We start from the raw sequence: 16469 nt of genomic DNA on the forward strand, positions 1-16469 counted from the left end.
GCAATTAAATAAGGATTACATGTCTATCAAAACCGTCGGGATTACTAAATTCTATGGAACACAACTGGTGCTTGATAAAATCAGCATCAATATTGACAAGGGAGAAGTCGTGGGATTATTAGGCCCTAATGGAGCCGGGAAGTCTACTTTGATGAAGATACTCTCCTGCTATATCCCTGCTTCCTCCGGGGATGCCTTTGTGGAAGGCTTTGATATTACTACCGAAGAAGAGCAGGTAAAGAAAAGAATTGGTTATCTTCCTGAGAATAACCCTTTGTACCTTGATATGTATATCCGGGAATACCTTGAGTTTATTTCAGGTATTCATAAACTTGGAAAACAGGGAAAGAAAAGAGTTTCTGATATTATTGATATGACCGGTCTGGGTCCTGAACAGCATAAAAAAATTGTGATGTTATCGAAAGGATACAGGCAAAGGGTCGGACTGGCACAAGCTCTCATTCATGATCCTGAAGTGTTGATACTTGATGAGCCTACTTCCGGGTTAGACCCCAATCAATTGCTTGAAATCCGCAACCTGATCAAAGAGATTGGCAAAGAGAAAACCGTAATGCTTTCCACGCATATTATGCAGGAGGTAGAAGCCATCTGTAACCGGGTTATCATAATACACCAGGGTAAACTGGTTGCTGACGACCTTACATCTAACCTGTCATTCAGTAAGTCGAAAGATATCGTTACTGTTGAATTTGGCAGTCCGGTGAGGGAAAAGCTTTTAGCTTCCATTCCTGGAGTTGCTTCTGTAACAAAAGTAAACGAAACTACCTGGAAATTGCAGGCACATCCTGGTCAGGATATCAGGCCTGAAATTAATAAAGTTGTAAAAGAAGCGGGATTAACCTTATTAGAACTTCACAGGGAAGAGCAGCGCCTTGAAGAGGTATTCCAACAACTTACCCGATAAAAAGCTGGACACTTCTCATCTCATCTTAACATCATATTTGGTAGCTTGTCCTGTTTTGGAACAAGTTTTATTCAAAAAAATGTACTTTTGTGTATTACTTTCACTAAAAGCTTTGATTGATAGTTATAGTGGAATGTGATGAATATGTTTATTCCTGTTCATCTTATTTCACCAATCATTTTTGTTAACCCCTAAAAATCAAATAGATGGGATACTTATTCACCTCTGAAAGTGTTTCGGAAGGACACCCTGATAAAGTTGCGGATCAGATATCTGATGCCCTGCTTGATGAATTTTTACGCTTTGACCCGGATTCAAAAGTTGCATGTGAAACCCTGGTTACTACCGGCCTTGTTGTGTGTAGCGGTGAAGTCAGGACTAATGGCTATGTTGATATTCAAAAAGTAGTTCGTGAAACGATCGAAAAAATCGGTTACACACAAGCTGAATATCGTTTTGATAATAATTCCTGCGGTGTAATTTCCACCATCCATGAGCAGTCGGATGATATTTTCCAGGGTGTTGACAATAAGAATCCTGAAGAACAGGGTGCCGGTGACCAGGGAATGATGTTTGGCTATGCCAACAATGAAATGGATAATTATATGCCACTGGCGATTGAATTATCCCATATCCTTTTACAGGAGCTCGCCGCCATCCGCAAGGAAGGTAAAAAGATGAAATACCTCAGGCCCGACAGCAAATCGCAGGTTACTGTAGAGTACAGTGATAACAATGTTCCCTTAAGGATTGATACCATTGTTGTATCAACACAGCATGATGAATTTGTGCTGGCAAAAGGAACCACTGATAAGGATTACAAAGCTGCTGAAAAGGCCATGCAGGATAAGATTCGTGAAGATGTTCTGAATATTCTTATTCCAAGGGTAAAAAGGACACTTCCACCCAGAATCAAGAAATTATTCAAAAATGACTTCAAATTATTTGTCAACCCGACAGGTAAATTTGTCATTGGTGGCCCCCATGGAGATACAGGCTTAACCGGGCGTAAGATTATTGTAGATACTTATGGTGGAAAAGGTGCCCACGGTGGTGGTGCTTTCTCAGGAAAAGACTCTTCAAAGGTTGACCGGTCAGCTGCTTATGCAGCCCGTCATATTGCCAAGAACCTTGTTGCTGCAGGTGTGGCCGATGAAGTCCTTGTGCAGGTTGCCTATGCCATTGGCATTGCAGAACCGGTAGGAGTATTCGTAAATACCTATAGAACCGGTAAGGTTAAAGGTAAAGATGGAAAGAAACTTGCCGATGGACAAATTGCAGAAAGAGTAAAGAAGATTTTTGACCTCCGCCCCTATGCTATTGTACAACGTTTCGGACTTAAGAACCCGATTTTTGGAAGAACCGCCTCGTATGGCCATTTTGGCCGCGATCATTATATGGCTGAAGTTGAAGTTTATAATAAGAATGGCGCCACCCGCACCGCTAAAGTAAACGGTGCTGATCGTTATTATAAAGAAGTGCAATTCTTTGGTTGGGAGAAACTTGATGCAGTGGAAATGATTAAGAAAGAATTCGGACTTTAACCAAAAGATAACATTCTGAAAAGCCGGGATAAATGCCCGGCTTTTTTATTTCTGTTTCATCAATGCTGAATCAGAAGTTTGCTTGTTAAGACTTCATGTTTATTGGTTATTGCGTGCAAAAAGTACACTCCCGCTGGCATATTGGAGACATCAAGTTCAACTCTCCCTTCACCTGCCATCACCATTTTTGGAGTGAAGTGTCTGCCGAAGGAGTCTATCAATGATACTCTTTGAATATTGGGTGAAGTTGAACGCCTGGACCCTATCAAGACCTTCTGAGCCGCAGGAATAGGGAAAAGGTAAAGGGAAGAAGGCTTCCATTCATCTACACCAACACCACTAACCCAATAATTCATTGTAACCTGAGCTTCTACAGGATGGTCGAGAGTGGTATAATCGTAGAAAAGATAGGTTATAGATGTCAAACCCGGAGGTATCGGCTTTTCATACACAAAAAAATGATCATAATGAGTAACAAAAGTGCTGTCGGTGGCTCCGGAAGCAATGGAGTCAGCAATGTCAGTAGAATCAGCATTAGGCCAGCACCTGGGGTTCAGGCAGAAATAATTAGAGGTACTATCCACCTGGAAATGAATGATTTTTCTCATAAAAACTGCCAAAGCCTTATCGGTCTGATTAACTATTTTGAGATGGGCCGAAAGCTCCAGCGTGGATAGGTCGGTGGTTGAAACATTGATAACCCCATCATTTACCACACGATTTCCATCATTAACATCCAGCAAAAGCAGTTCCTGTCCTGATGCCTTAGGAATTAAAAACCAGAACATACAGAAAAAGAAAATGGCAACTTGCAGGATTCCTGTTTTCATATGCAGATAATTACATGTGATAATGCAGCAGGGATAATTCACCTAAGAACAGTGAATTTTAATGACGAACCAGGAGTTTCTTTGTAAAGTTTACCTTACCATCGGTCACCAGTGAATACAGGTATAGTCCGGCAGGCAGTGCGGCTGTGTGCACAATGGCTTTTCCTGATTCCCTGTCGAGCATGATTTGTTCGACTTCAGAACCTGAAATACTCCTGATGCTTAGGTAAGCCGATCTAACTGAAGCAGGCAGATCGAAATTGAAAACAGTAAAAGAGGCAGCCGGATTAGGAGTAGGCTCGCTGAAGGACAGGCCTTTATTTTCTGGCATTCCCACCCCACTAAGGTTGAAGATAACAGTAAAGCTTGCGGCGGTGGGTTCTCCCAACGTATAGTTATCATAAAATTCATAGGATAGAGAAGTGGCTCCTGCATTTCCTGCCGGGGTATAATCGGCAACAAAATTGCTGTCGATACCTCCACCGGGGATGGTTACCACTACGAATGATGTATCGATAAAGGGAGGATAACAAACACCATAGCAGAAAGTATTTGTGGTTCCGGGAACAACTGAATTCTGGATACGCCTGGCATACATGAACAGGTCGGAGCTGGAGTTGTTTCTCACTTTAACCTTTGCATCAAAGTAAGCTGCCATGCTGGTATCGTTACTGGAAACCACGATGGTGGAGTTATTCACGATATGTCCTTCTTCATCAAGGATATCAATTACATCGGATACAGCATATAAAATAGTAACAGAAGCCGCTACTTTATTGGCAGTAGTTGTATTATCGTAAAACTCGTAAGTAACTGAAGAAATACCTCTTGCCTGGCTAGGATAGTAGTCCCCGATAAATGTTGTATTCATAATACCCACCTGGATAGGAGTTTCGACCTGAGAAGTGTCGGTGGTTGGAGGATAGCAGTTAATCCCAAAGCAGAATGCATTGGAAGAATTGGTTGCAGCTGTATTGTTGATCCTGCGGACAAAAACATTAAGGTCTGTATCTCCGGAATTGTAAACCTTGAGGTGGCTCTCCATGAGGTCAACCAGGGGATTATTGGAATATACTGTGATGGTTTTCCCGGTAACATCATTATCGAATTGGTCAAAGATCTGCAGTGCAGGTTGTGCAGTAATAGCACTCAGTATGACGAGGGAAAGTAAAGTGAGTAAGAGATGTTTCATATTAAGTAGGATTTTTTTTGACAGACTGATTATCAAGATATTTACCCTTGATGAAAAGGAATTATCAATTTTCTTTTCACAAAGATAGCAGCAATTTAATAACCAACTGAAAACTTATAAATAATTTTTAAAAAGTTGAAGCCTGACTCTCAGAAACATAAAACTGATTGTATTATTGCAGATATTTGTAAAATCAATCCTCAACGACCTCAAACATGAAAAAGCTACTACTTTCTTTCCTGGTCATAATTATGGCAACCTTTACATTCGCACAAACACAGCGATATGTTATTGTTGAGGAGTTTACGAATGCCAGTTGCGGGCCTTGTGCAGCACAGAACCCAGCCTTTCAAGCTTTAATGGCTGCCAATACTTCAAATGCACTTACGTTACTTACCATTGGAATTATCCAGGACCCAATGACCCGATGTACCTGGTTAATCCTACAGAAAACCAAGGCAGAATAGGATTTTATGGATTTAACTTTGTTCCTTCCTGTGTTATGGATGGAGCAACAGTTACCGGAGGCAGTTATGCAGGAGCCCCGGCAAATGTTACACAGACCATGATCAACAATGAATATGCAGTTCCGGCCCCTTTTGAACTATATATTAATCATAGTCTTTCACCTGCCAGTGACTCCATTTATGTAACCATGCTGGGTAAATGTACTCAGGCAGTCAGCGGACAATTGGTAGCCCACCTGGTGGTTCTGGAAAAGCATATTCATTATAATACTGCACCAGGTTCCAATGGTGAGAAAGAATTCTATAATGTGATGCGTAAAATGCTTCCTACACATAACGGAACCACACTTTCCTCCTCTTATGCCGCCGGTGATTATTTTATCATTCAACAGGCATGGAAACTGGCAAGTATTACATCAATGAGTGAACTCAGCGTTACCGGTTTTGTTCAGAACAAACAAACCAAAACGGTGCATCAGTCTGCCCTCACTTCCCCAACTCCCATTACAGGAGTGTATGCCAATGATGTGGAAGTATCTACTTTGATTGGAATGCTTCCTACCTATTGTGTAAGCAGCTTATCCCCCACTGTTAAGATCAGGAATAATGGAACAGAGCCCCTAACCTCTCTTACTTTCCATTACATGGTGAATAATGGCACACCTGCAACCCATCAATGGACCGGTAACCTTGATTTCCTTGAAACTGCAACTGTCCAGTTGCCTGCTTTCAATTTCAGCCTTGCTAATTCGAATGTACTGACTGTGTATACTGACGGGACCAATTCTGTTGGAGATAACTACGCAAAAAACGACACGATCCGTCAAAACTTCAATGCTGCTATGCAAACCGGTTCAACCATAACCTTGAACATTAAAACCGACAATTACCCGGAAGAGACTACCTGGATTATTTCAGATAACCTCGGCAATACACTTGCATCAGGGGGACCTTACACACAAGCAACACATGTTTATACAGAAAGTATTCCTCTTGGCTTTGGGACCTGCTACCAGTTTACCATTTACGATGCCGGAGGAAATGGTGTTTGCTGCGGAACAGCCAGTGGTTTTGGTTACTACCAGTTGAAAAGTGGAAGTATGACTATAAGAACAGGAACTGATTTTGGAAGCCAGGAAAGCACTCAATTCTATTCCCCTTCGGGTGTAGGAATGGTTGAAAACCTTAACCCTTTCACCCTTTCAGTTTACCCTAACCCTGTTTCAGGATTAGCTACCTTAAAATTTGAAAATGCCAAACCTGAGATAATTGAGATAAATGTATTCAACCTCCAGGGTAGTGTTGCCAGGAAATTCCAGGCTCAGGAATACCCAGCCGGAAAGAATGAAATAATGCTGGATTGCACTAACCTGGTTCCAGGCATTTATAACATTCAGCTGAAAGCCGGAGACCGCTTATTCAATCAGAAACTGACTGTAAAATAAACTTAATGCAGTCTTCACGATTTTTTGAAACAGCCTCCAGTGGAGGCTGTTTTTTTATCTTTAATCATTTCTTTCCGACAAAGAAGTTAATTAGTTGATCGCGAAGATGGATTCGCTGATTTTCACAAATTCTGTGTAAATCAGCGAGAAAACAATTTTATTTATTTGTTGAAGAAACGGATCAAAGTTGAAAATCTATATGAATGTTAATGGTTATTACAACCGACAGCTGTAAAACTCTACATCACATTAGTGCATCGCCTGAAACTTTACCAGCTTTCCAGTCAGGATCTGGTCTTCTACCTGTAAATGATAAAAATATATTCCCTCAGGTAAGTTTGTGGCATCCCATTGCAACAAGTGTTGACCTTTAGGTTGAAGTCCATTTACCAATGTTGCCATTTCCTTTCCCAGAAAATCGTAAACAATCAGATGGGTTCTTGCACACTTCACCAATTCGTATTCCATAGTGATGGAATTACAGAAGGGGTTCGGGAAAAAACCAACTGCCAAATGCCAGTTGTATAATAAGGGTTTAAGCCCCATTGATTCACAAGCTTCTTCCACCTCATCAGGGCTGTTGCAGCCATTGGCATTGTAATCGATGGTAACTACTGCGCCAGGGCTTGCCAGGTATTCACATATACTTTTTATATTGCATTCAGCAAGAGAATCGTTGTATCTGATTTCAAGATCCTGAATGGAATGGGTTGCGATATTTTCGAGGCTACTGATGTTTTTCAGTGCATTATTCCAGCGGATAAAAAGGCTTCCTCCGATAGATCCAAGCTGGTTTATTCCCTGCAGGGTTGCCAGAGATTCATTCCAGTCGAACCAGCAATTCTGGCTAACAGAGGTTAGAGAATCCAGGCCGGATAGATTGGCAAGGTTACTGTTTCCGGCTATGAACAGGCCTCCGCCAATGGCAGATAATCGTGTCAGTCCTTGTAAATTTAACAGTAATGGATTCCCAAAGGTGAAACCATATACAAACTCAATGCCTCCAACCTGCAGATTTTCCGATATATATGTGAGGTTTTCAAGTCCTGAAAGGGAAGTAAGGGAGTAATTGCCGCATAACTTTAAGCTCCCCTCAATGGATGCAAGATTGTTCAGTCCGGTCAAACTGGTGAGTAAGGGATTTCCAGTGCTGTAAGGATAAGGTCCCAGTTCAATATCCCCGATGATCAGATCACCGTTTATGTTTACCAGGTTGTTGAGCCCCTGAAGATTTTCAAGTACATTATTTTGCTCAATGCGCAGGTCACCGCCCAGATACTCCAGGTTCTGCAGACCTGACAATTCACTTAAAATTATATTCGATTTTATCTTTAGGTTTCCGTTAACAGATATTAATACATTTAAGCCATCCAGATTTTCAATGTCTGAACCTGAGATCGTTACATCCCCTTCAATTTGAGTACATCCCGGGTAATCGATATGAAAACCATCAATCTGGGCTTGCGTGCTGAAGGAAATACCCTCTGGAAGACAGCTCTGGGATATTCCTGATGCTAAACCGAATATCACAACTATGGTCAAAAGGATAACCCTTTTCATATTAGGAAACAGTTATTGGTTTTCATAAATTTCATATTAGCTTAATCCATTGATATACTGCTATTTGATTAATTTGCAATCATAAGTACTTTAGAATGTAAGCATTTGAAATCCTATAGTTGGTATAGGGTATTTCTTCTGTAGGATGAAGCCAGATTCCGATAGTAAATGTAGCCATTGGTGGGAAGGTTAGCAGGAGGGTGACTTTCATCCAATTTGAGATGGCTATCCTTCATCAAGAAGGGGGACAGATATCGGTCGAAGGCTAATTACGAAAAAACAACTTATTTTGATTCTCAGTCCTAAAAGTGAGAGTATACTTGAGAAAACTTCTACAGCAGGCAGTTTGTATCAGATTAGATCAGTAGCAGTTGTTTTTTGCTGCTCTGTCAATTTCGGGATTGGAATTAGCAAGTCTCACGATTAAACACTTATAATCCGCACTATGAATGCTCACTTTAATACAATGATCTTTCTTATTCCCACATCTTCCCCTGCTGTGAAGCGCACAAAGTAAATACCTGCTGGCATCCCTGAGGTATCCCATTCAGCCTTCTGAACACCTGCCGGGAATTGTTTTTCCGAAATGAGAAGAATTGTCTGTCCGATGGGAGAATGAATTTCAATTCTGACGTTCTTCTTTTCCCGAAGTTGAAAAGTCAGGGTAGCATGAGAGTTGCATGGATTTGGATAAATACTCAATTCAACTGAATTCTCCGCTTCTTCAACGCTATAGGCACAGGCTGTTTCCACTTCTCCCCGGTTATTGCAGCCCGAAGCATTTTTGCTGATATCTGCAGAGGCCAGCGGAACGGCAAGGTAATCACAGATACTCTTAACATCACAGGAAGACAATGAATTATTAAAAGAGATGTTCAGGTAACCCAGGGAAGCAGCATTAACATTTTCAAGCCCTTCAAGGGATAATAACAAAGGATTGAACTGAATAAACAAACTGGGGCCAAGATCCTGGAGTGAATCAAGTGCCTCCAGGCTGGTAAGGGATGAATTGTTAGTAATCCAGAAACTCCCCTCAACAGAGTTTAGCTTACCTAATCCAGAGAGTGTTGAAAGTGAGTCATTGTAAGCGATACCAAGATCACCCCGGACAGTTTGAAGGTTATCCAGGCCATAAAGCGAAACCAGTGCATCGTTTGATTGTATCATGAGGTAACCTGGGAGTGTAGTCAGACCCTGCAATCCATCAGTATTTAAAAGTCGGGAATTGCCATTATTTTGGGTGCCTATATCAATGTTCTTCCTGACAGAAGTAAGATTTTCCAATCCCTTAAGGTTAATTAGTGAAGGATTTCCAGCGATCGTAAGGTTCCCTCCTATCGATTCGAGGTGATCCAATCCATTGAATCCTAATAGTGAATTGTTTTTTTCAATCGCAACATCATTGCCCACCGCATAGAGCTTTTCCAATCCGGAAAAGTCAACCATTGATAGATTATCTTTTATCCACATTGAATTAAGGATGGTTTCAACTTCTCCTAATCCGGTCAGGTTTACTAGTACATCATTTAATACAATGATAAGATCTTCCTTCAACGATTTCAAACCCTGCAACCCTTGCAAATCAATGAGTTGGTCGTTATCAGCAATCACAAGTCCACGCCCGGTATAAGTCAGATTTTCCAATGCTGCCAGGCTTATCAGCATTGGGTTTCCTGTGATAGTGAGCGATCCCCTCACCGATTGGAGATGATCCAAACCAGCAAGTGAGGATAAGTTTTGATTGGTGATGATCAGCAAATTACCACTGATTGAATCCAGAACGTTCAACCCGTTAAGGTTAGTGATATTGCTTCCGTTTATGGTAACATAACCCTCAATCCAGCTGCAGCTTGGATAATAGGACGAAAAGCTATCGATCGCCATTTGGGAGTTGAATGAGATACCCATAGGAAGGCATCCCTGGCCTTTTGCCGAGATACCTGAACAGAGGATCAGGAACAAAAAAAGATATACTTTTCTCATAGAGAATAAATTCTACCTGCTATCCTGGGTCTGTTATACAAATTTACAGCCATCCGGATTAAATTATTCTCCCTGCATACAATTTTTATATCCAAAAGCTACCCCACAATATTTTAATATTGAAAATGCTTTGTGATAGCATCAAGAATCTATCATCACAAATTTTGTTTAATCTTTGTCGAACAATTCTTAACAACTTCCTGTTATATATTATTAAAAATCAATAACAAATCTCTATGAAAAACATCGTAATGTATATTGCTATCCTGGGTTTGGCTGTATTTGTATCCTGCGCAGGACCTAAAGGAGATAAAGCAAAAGTAACAGAAGCCGACACTATTGTCGCAAATACCGAAGGTGCCGATCAATTTAATATCGATCCTTCCGGCAGTATGGTTGAATGGATTGGTTACAAACCCACCGGCCAGCATAACGGTACACTAAACATTAAATCGGGGGCGCTTTATCTTAGTGAAGGTATCCCTGTTGGTGGTGAATTCATCATCGATATGCAGAGTATTAAGGTACTAGACCTTGAAGATCCGGACATGAATGGAAAGCTTACCGGTCACCTTCGTTCAGCAGATTTTTTTGATGTGGACAACCATTCAGAAGGAAAATTTGTGATAACACGCATCGTTAAGAACAAGACCGGCTCTCCAGCCTATACACTCAGTGGAAACCTTACCATTAAAAATATCACCAAGAGTATCTCCTTTGGTGCCGATATTCAATCGGACGGAGCAACTGCCAGCGGTAAAACACCACCTTTCTCAGTAGACCGCACTGATTTTGAAATCAAATACAAATCAAATAAGTTTATTGAAGGACTCAAGGATGATTTCATCAATGATGAATTTTCCCTGGCAATAACGATTGTCGGGAAAAAACCAGTGTAATAAACATCTTTTCAGATTCCAGGCAATGATAGCCCTGGAAATCTATCATCTTCGAGGCGGGAATCATTTTCCGCCTCTTTTTTTTTGACAAATCTTACCAGGATGCATATTAATTATTTCCTATATTCGCTACAACCAGATTTAACCAAATAATATCTTTTTGTATGGACACTAAGGGAGTCAATTTTTATGTGGAAGCCGGTAAGCGCTCCATGGAATGGCACAAAAATCATCTGGAAGAGATGCGTAAGTGCCGGTTTGATACCATTGCCGTTCACGGAATCTATTCGATGCAGGAAGCCCTGGATTTTAACCAGGGAGCATTGATTGAACCTGTTTACATGGCCACTTCACAGGGATACCGAGACTCGGATGAAATGGAAGCAGCCTTAAGCTACCAGATTCCCACCTGGTGTTATTCCAGGATTGCAAATCCCAGCATGTATTATTATGAAGGAGTTCTGGCTTTACTTGAAGGTTATGGTTCCGGTTTGGAAACCTCTTGTATTGGAACTGCGTCCGGCATGGCTGCCATACAAAGTGCTGTTGACCCTTTCCTCGTGATCGATCCCAAAAGGCCTGGTGCCAGCATGAATTTTGTTGCAACATGCCAGGTTTATGGAGGCACATTTCAGCAGTTTGCTATCCGGAAAGAGAAAGAAAAGGGAATTGAATGGAGAAGGGTTTGCAACTCAAATATTATTGATGACTGGGAAAAGCTGATTGATGAGAATACCCGTTTCCTTTATGGTGAAATGCCTAGTAATCCCTCACAGGCATTTTTCGACCTGGAGAAAGTAGCCGAACTGGCTCATAAATATGGGCTACCGCTGATCATTGACTCTACGGTTGCAACACCCGCTTTATTGCGACCTATTCAGCATGGTGCCGACATTGTGGTTCAGAGTGTTACCAAGTCGCTTGCATCAAGTGGTTTTTCCATTTGCGGAGCTGTGATTTCACGTAAAAACATCATTTCCAATATCGACAATGATGAAATGAAAGCTGATTTCTGCACTTATCTCAAATTGCTGCCTAACAGGGACAATGGCCCAAATATTTCCCCAATGAATGCAGTTCTTGCATTAAGCGATATCAGAACTATCCGTTCAAGAATGGATTTAGTCTGCCGCTCCACTCAGGTTATTGCAGAGTACCTTGAAAAACATCCTGCAATTGAAGGCGTAGATTACCTGGGACTGGAATCACATCCACTTCATGAACTGGCTTCGAGGTATATGTACCTTGTCGATTCTGAATTTGATGCCTTATATGGGAAGAAGGTGAACAGATATGGTCACCTGATGTCATTCAGGGTAAAAGGCGGGGCAAAAGCCACACGGCAGGTTTTTGATGCATTCCAAAGAATATATCGTGCTACAGACTTAGGAAGAATCAAATCTGTTGCAACGATTCCTGCCATCAGCACCCATTCCCAGCAAGGAGAAGAAGGCAGGAAACTTGCCAATATCCCTGATAACCTTATTCGGTTGTGTGTTGGCGGGGAACATCCGCAGGATGTTATAAATGACCTTGAACAAGCCCTGGAAAGTCTGAAAGGTAAAAAAGTCATAGCTACTTCACCAGAATACTCAGCAGGAGGTGCCTCCTCAGCAAAATTAAGATAAGCATGCTTTATTTTTCTACGAATAACATATCTCCCAGGATCAGCTTTCCTGATGCGCTATTACAAGGACAGGCACCAGACCGGGGATTATATATGCCGGAATTCATCCCACAGCTAAGCCTGGATGAATTGAACCGCTTCAGGGAGATGGAATATCCTGAATTGGCGGCCTCCATTCTCTGGAAATACATGGACGGCCAGATACCCCGGGATATCCTGGGACTACTCACGAAAGATGCCTATAATTTTGAGGTCCCGCTTGAAAATGTTGCAGGAAGACAATATGTCATGCGCCTGGATCAGGGCCCAACGGCATCCTTCAAGGATTTTGCGGCACGTATGATGGGCAGGCTCATGAACTATTACCTGGAATTATCAGATCGCCATCTGCTCATCCTTACAGCAACTTCCGGTGACACAGGTAGTGCAGTATCACATGCATTCCTGGGGCTCAATCGCATCAAAGTCGTAGTTCTCTTTCCAAAGGATGAAGTGACTGCCCGACAGCGAAAACAGATGACCACACTTGGAAATAATATTGAAATCATTTCCATGGATGGCAAATTTGATGATTGCCAGGCTTTGGTAAAAAAAGCCTTTGCAGATCAGGAACTGAACCATCTGAACCTTTCCTCAGCAAATTCTATAAACATTGGAAGGCTGATCCCACAATCTGTTTATTATTTCTATGCCTGGTCCCGATTGACCAATCCGGGCGAAAGCATGATTTTTGCTGTGCCCTCAGGTAATTTCGGGGATATGATGGGAGGAGTGCTGGCGATGAAGATGGGGCTACCAGTTAAAAAATTTGTAATTGCCGTCAATGAGAATGATGAATTCCCAAATTACCTGCGAACGGGTACCTATTCCAAAATTGAACCTTCCAGGAATTGTATTTCCAGTGCGATGAATGTGGGTCATCCCAGCAACCTGACACGTCTTATTTCCTTATATGGAGGAATGATGAATGAAACCGGGATCATTCATCAACAGGCAGATTTGCAAAAAATGAATGAGGAAATATGGCCAGTTTCCATCAATGATAAAAAGACCCGGGAAACAATACAACTCGCATGGAATCAGCATAAACTGCTTCTTGAACCTCATGGGGCTGTTGGCTGGGCTGGCTTACAGGAATTCCTGGGTCAACATCCAGGTCTTGAAAACATCCCTTGTGTTTCTCTTGAAACAGCGCATCCCGCCAAGTTCCCTGCTGAAATTAACAGGCTGCTGGGTTTTGATCCTCCTTTACCTGCAAGCCTGGAAGGAATTGAGTTAAAAAAGGAATCATATCTATCCATGGGAACTGAATACCAGGAATTTAAGGATCATTTGTTAAGTCATTACAGATAAAAAAAACACATGAATATTGTTTGTTTCGACATGGAAGGGGTTTTCACTCCTGAGATTTGGGTTAATGTAGCAAAGAAGACCGGCATCGATGCCCTGAAAATAACCACGCGTGATGAACCTGACTATGACAAGCTGATGAAATACCGGATTGCGATCCTTGAAGAACATAGCATTTCCTTAAAATTAATCCAGGAGGTGATTTCTTCTCTCGATCTTCTTGAAGGTGCCAGGGATTTTTTCGATCAGGTCCGTGATTTATCCCAGGCAATTATTGTCACAGACAGTTTCGTAGAATTTGCTATGCCTTTCATTCAGAAACTTGGAAAACCTCTGGTCTTCTGCCATAACCTAATTATTGATGACCGTGGAATGATTACAGGATATAAGTTAAGACAAGAGGATCCAAAAAGGAAAGTTGTGCAAGCCTTCCAAAGCCTTCAATATAAAGTCATTGGAATTGGTGATTCTTACAATGATATGGGTATGATACAGCAGGCAGACCAGGGGATTTTCTTCCGTCCGCCTCAGAAGGTAGTTGATGATTACCCCAATTTCCCGGTGACAACAAATTATCCTGATTTAAAAGCTTTGATTGCAGAATCACTGGCAGTATTTGAGCGTTAAATGGAAAGCGGACGATACGTATCCATCAAATGACGGACACAGATTAACGCGGAATTCTAAAATGATTTTACTGTCTGGTAAATTTGGCAACCAGTACACTACATTCTCCGACCACTTTTACAATATATATTCCAACTGGCAGGGAGCCAATTTCAATAGTAGTTCTTTCTGCAATGATTTCTTGTTGAAACATTACCTGGCCTCCCAGGTTCATGATGCTTAAGGAACCTGTTATTGGAGTTTCAACGCTGATTCGACTTGTTGCAGGGTTAGGATATATCTTCATTACTCCAACGGCATTGTTTACATTTTCAAGTGCAGTAGTATAGCATGTTCCGGGCATATTTGCATCGAGCCAGGCAAGGCGGTTGTGCAGCCAGTTTTTTAAGTTGTTGATCTCACCCTGATAAGTAGTGGGAAAGGGCCAGGGATTGGGCCACAGGTAAATGCCCAATACGGGCCAGGTTGCGAAATTTCGTTGTTGAGATTCGTCAAGCTGAGCAGCAGTGCTGTCAATATAATTATCGAACCAGTCATTGCTCAGTATATTCTGCCGGAGGTATTGCCAACGGCATTTCAGGTGACTGGCATAGAGGGTATCTGTAAGCAGTTTGCTCCACCAGAAGGGTACCTGCCAGGGATCTTGAGGACAGGGGAACTGGTAAGCCCAGCCTGTGGTTACATCCCCTCCGCAGAAATTGGCATTATGCCAGGCAAGGTCATAATCCCATACCGGACCCATCCTGATCTTATCTCCCTTACTGTCGCGTTGCTTGTGAAGGAAAGTACTGCAGCGGTATGCATCCACATTCTTACTGATTTCGTTTACAAGGAAATAGTCAATAAACGTACTTTCGATGGCATATTTTCGGAAGCCCAATGCGGTATCGGCGAAATTTGGACCATGCAATGCAGTTTCAAAGTCATCCACATAATCCATAAGGTATAATTTCTGCTGTGAAGTAATTGCAATCTCATCAGGATATTCATACTGGAAATAGATTGTCTGCCCCCAAGGATGCGCTGTAGGCCAGTATTGAGAAGTCCATCCGAATCCTCCGGAGCCGGAGCTTTTGTCGATCTTGATAATATACCCCCCGGTAAGGCTGTCGCCTGCGTTATCATCAGGATCCAGCTTTGCAATCTTTACCCGGTTTTTGTTGCGTTTTATCTTTTCCGAAAAAATGTAAACACCTTTATATTGCCCGTTGATCACGAGCTCGACGAATTGGTAGCGGGTGGCATAATGCCCCAGGTTTTGCCATAGCTGGTAAGCCATCACATTCCGGATTAATGATTTATCAGGGAACCCGGCATTCAGGATCCAATCTTCTTCCGAGGGCATGCCGAGGAGGGTGGTATCTATATCGTTACCTAATGCATCCCAGGTTTCGAGCCCATAGCTTTTTTTGGGCCAATATAGTGCCGTAGAACCACGCCTTTCTACACCTGAATATCCTTCGAACTGGGGTGGGTCCGTAATATAGTTGCGTATTCCCGGGCCATTATTGATAATTTTTAACCCGGCAGGAATCTTGGGTTCGTTTGGAATAAACTGGCCATTGGTATTTAGCATTACGATTGGAAGTTCTGATGACGTAAATGTAGCATCAGGACCGGTGGCATCGCTGCCAAAAGTTAAACTCCAGTTGATCAAAGTGCCAGAAGTAAGTTTCCGGACAATTATCCGAGGACATATAACTTCCATATTCCATTGGCAAGCTGGCCATTATTCCACTGCCCAAATTTCATTAGGTCTGAACGTACCAGTAAAGATGCGAACCTGCCTACGGAAATATAGACAGTGGTCCTGTCGTCCAAAAAAATATTTGTATATGAGTTATCACCCGCACCCCCATTTCCTGGGAAGTAAGGATTACCAGGGTTCAAATCAGGAGCTATCAAGTTAACTTCCGCTTCAATATCATCAGGATGTGTGATGTTGATGCAACCTACAACTCAGAAATTGGTATCACAAATGGCACTTTGAGGTTCCTATATTAATCGAATAATATGCCGG

The 16469-nt window shown here is 42.0% G+C and carries 13 protein-coding genes; 8 read left to right on the top strand and 5 right to left on the bottom strand.

Annotation, left to right across the window (positions count from 1 at the left end):
• Nucleotides 1-19: 19 nt before the first annotated feature.
• Both gldA and IPH84_16470 read left to right on the top strand, forming a co-directional pair.
• The gene (gene gldA, locus IPH84_16465) at nucleotides 20-925 is read left to right on the top strand and encodes a gliding motility-associated ABC transporter ATP-binding subunit GldA (GenBank protein MBK7174781.1); all 906 of its coding nucleotides are present in this window, start codon (nucleotides 20-22) and stop codon (nucleotides 923-925) included.
• A 206-nt stretch (nucleotides 926-1131) separates the two neighbouring features.
• A complete protein-coding gene (locus IPH84_16470) occupies nucleotides 1132-2469 on the top strand; it encodes a methionine adenosyltransferase (GenBank protein MBK7174782.1) in 1338 nt (445 codons plus the stop codon).
• A 59-nt stretch (nucleotides 2470-2528) separates the two neighbouring features.
• On the opposite strand, the gene IPH84_16475 is transcribed toward IPH84_16470, so the two are convergent.
• Both IPH84_16475 and IPH84_16480 read right to left on the bottom strand, forming a co-directional pair.
• The gene (locus IPH84_16475; protein ID MBK7174783.1) at nucleotides 2529-3299 is read right to left on the bottom strand and encodes a T9SS type A sorting domain-containing protein; all 771 of its coding nucleotides are present in this window, start codon (nucleotides 3297-3299) and stop codon (nucleotides 2529-2531) included.
• A gap of 58 nt (nucleotides 3300-3357) precedes the next feature.
• Nucleotides 3358-4491, bottom strand: a complete 1134-nt coding sequence (locus tag IPH84_16480; GenBank protein MBK7174784.1) for a T9SS type A sorting domain-containing protein — start codon at nucleotides 4489-4491, stop codon at nucleotides 3358-3360.
• A 215-nt stretch (nucleotides 4492-4706) separates the two neighbouring features.
• Between IPH84_16480 and IPH84_16485 the strand changes: the two genes are divergently transcribed.
• Together IPH84_16485 and IPH84_16490 are read left to right on the top strand one after the other, a co-directional pair.
• Entirely contained in the window at nucleotides 4707-4958 is a 252-nt protein-coding gene (locus IPH84_16485; protein MBK7174785.1) for a hypothetical protein, read from the top strand.
• Nucleotides 4919-6403 (top strand): T9SS type A sorting domain-containing protein, encoded by a 1485-nt coding sequence (locus IPH84_16490; protein MBK7174786.1) that lies wholly within the window; start codon nucleotides 4919-4921, stop codon nucleotides 6401-6403. The genes IPH84_16485 and IPH84_16490 overlap by 40 nt, the downstream gene beginning before the upstream one ends.
• Before the next feature lie 249 nt (nucleotides 6404-6652).
• Here IPH84_16490 and IPH84_16495 read toward each other — a convergent pair whose 3' ends face one another.
• Complete coding sequence (locus IPH84_16495; GenBank protein MBK7174787.1) at nucleotides 6653-7963, bottom strand: T9SS type A sorting domain-containing protein; 1311 nt, start codon at nucleotides 7961-7963, stop codon at nucleotides 6653-6655.
• Between the two features lie 453 nt (nucleotides 7964-8416).
• Entirely contained in the window at nucleotides 8417-9946 is a 1530-nt protein-coding gene (locus IPH84_16500; protein ID MBK7174788.1) for a T9SS type A sorting domain-containing protein, read from the bottom strand.
• 236 nt (nucleotides 9947-10182) lie between these two features.
• On the opposite strand from IPH84_16500, the gene IPH84_16505 reads away from it, so the two are divergent.
• The 4 genes from IPH84_16505 (at nucleotide 10183) to thrH (ending at nucleotide 14449) form a co-directional block, all read left to right on the top strand.
• A complete protein-coding gene (locus IPH84_16505) occupies nucleotides 10183-10845 on the top strand; it encodes a YceI family protein (GenBank protein ID MBK7174789.1) in 663 nt (220 codons plus the stop codon).
• A 164-nt stretch (nucleotides 10846-11009) separates the two neighbouring features.
• The gene (locus IPH84_16510) at nucleotides 11010-12473 is read left to right on the top strand and encodes an O-acetylhomoserine aminocarboxypropyltransferase/cysteine synthase (GenBank protein MBK7174790.1); all 1464 of its coding nucleotides are present in this window, start codon (nucleotides 11010-11012) and stop codon (nucleotides 12471-12473) included.
• Between the two features lie 2 nt (nucleotides 12474-12475).
• Complete coding sequence (thrC, locus tag IPH84_16515) at nucleotides 12476-13825, top strand: threonine synthase (GenBank protein MBK7174791.1); 1350 nt, start codon at nucleotides 12476-12478, stop codon at nucleotides 13823-13825.
• A 9-nt stretch (nucleotides 13826-13834) separates the two neighbouring features.
• Nucleotides 13835-14449, top strand: coding sequence for a bifunctional phosphoserine phosphatase/homoserine phosphotransferase ThrH (gene thrH / locus IPH84_16520; protein MBK7174792.1), 615 nt, complete (start codon nucleotides 13835-13837; stop codon nucleotides 14447-14449).
• Between the two features lie 67 nt (nucleotides 14450-14516).
• On the opposite strand, the gene IPH84_16525 is transcribed toward thrH, so the two are convergent.
• Nucleotides 14517-16157 carry a CotH kinase family protein gene (locus tag IPH84_16525; protein MBK7174793.1) on the bottom strand — a complete coding sequence of 547 codons (1641 nt, stop codon included), beginning with the start codon at nucleotides 16155-16157 and terminating at the stop codon, nucleotides 14517-14519.
• Nucleotides 16158-16469: the final 312 nt, after the last annotated feature.

Source organism: Bacteroidales bacterium, assembly GCA_016707785.1.
Taxonomy (GTDB): domain Bacteria; phylum Bacteroidota; class Bacteroidia; order Bacteroidales; family UBA4417; genus UBA4417.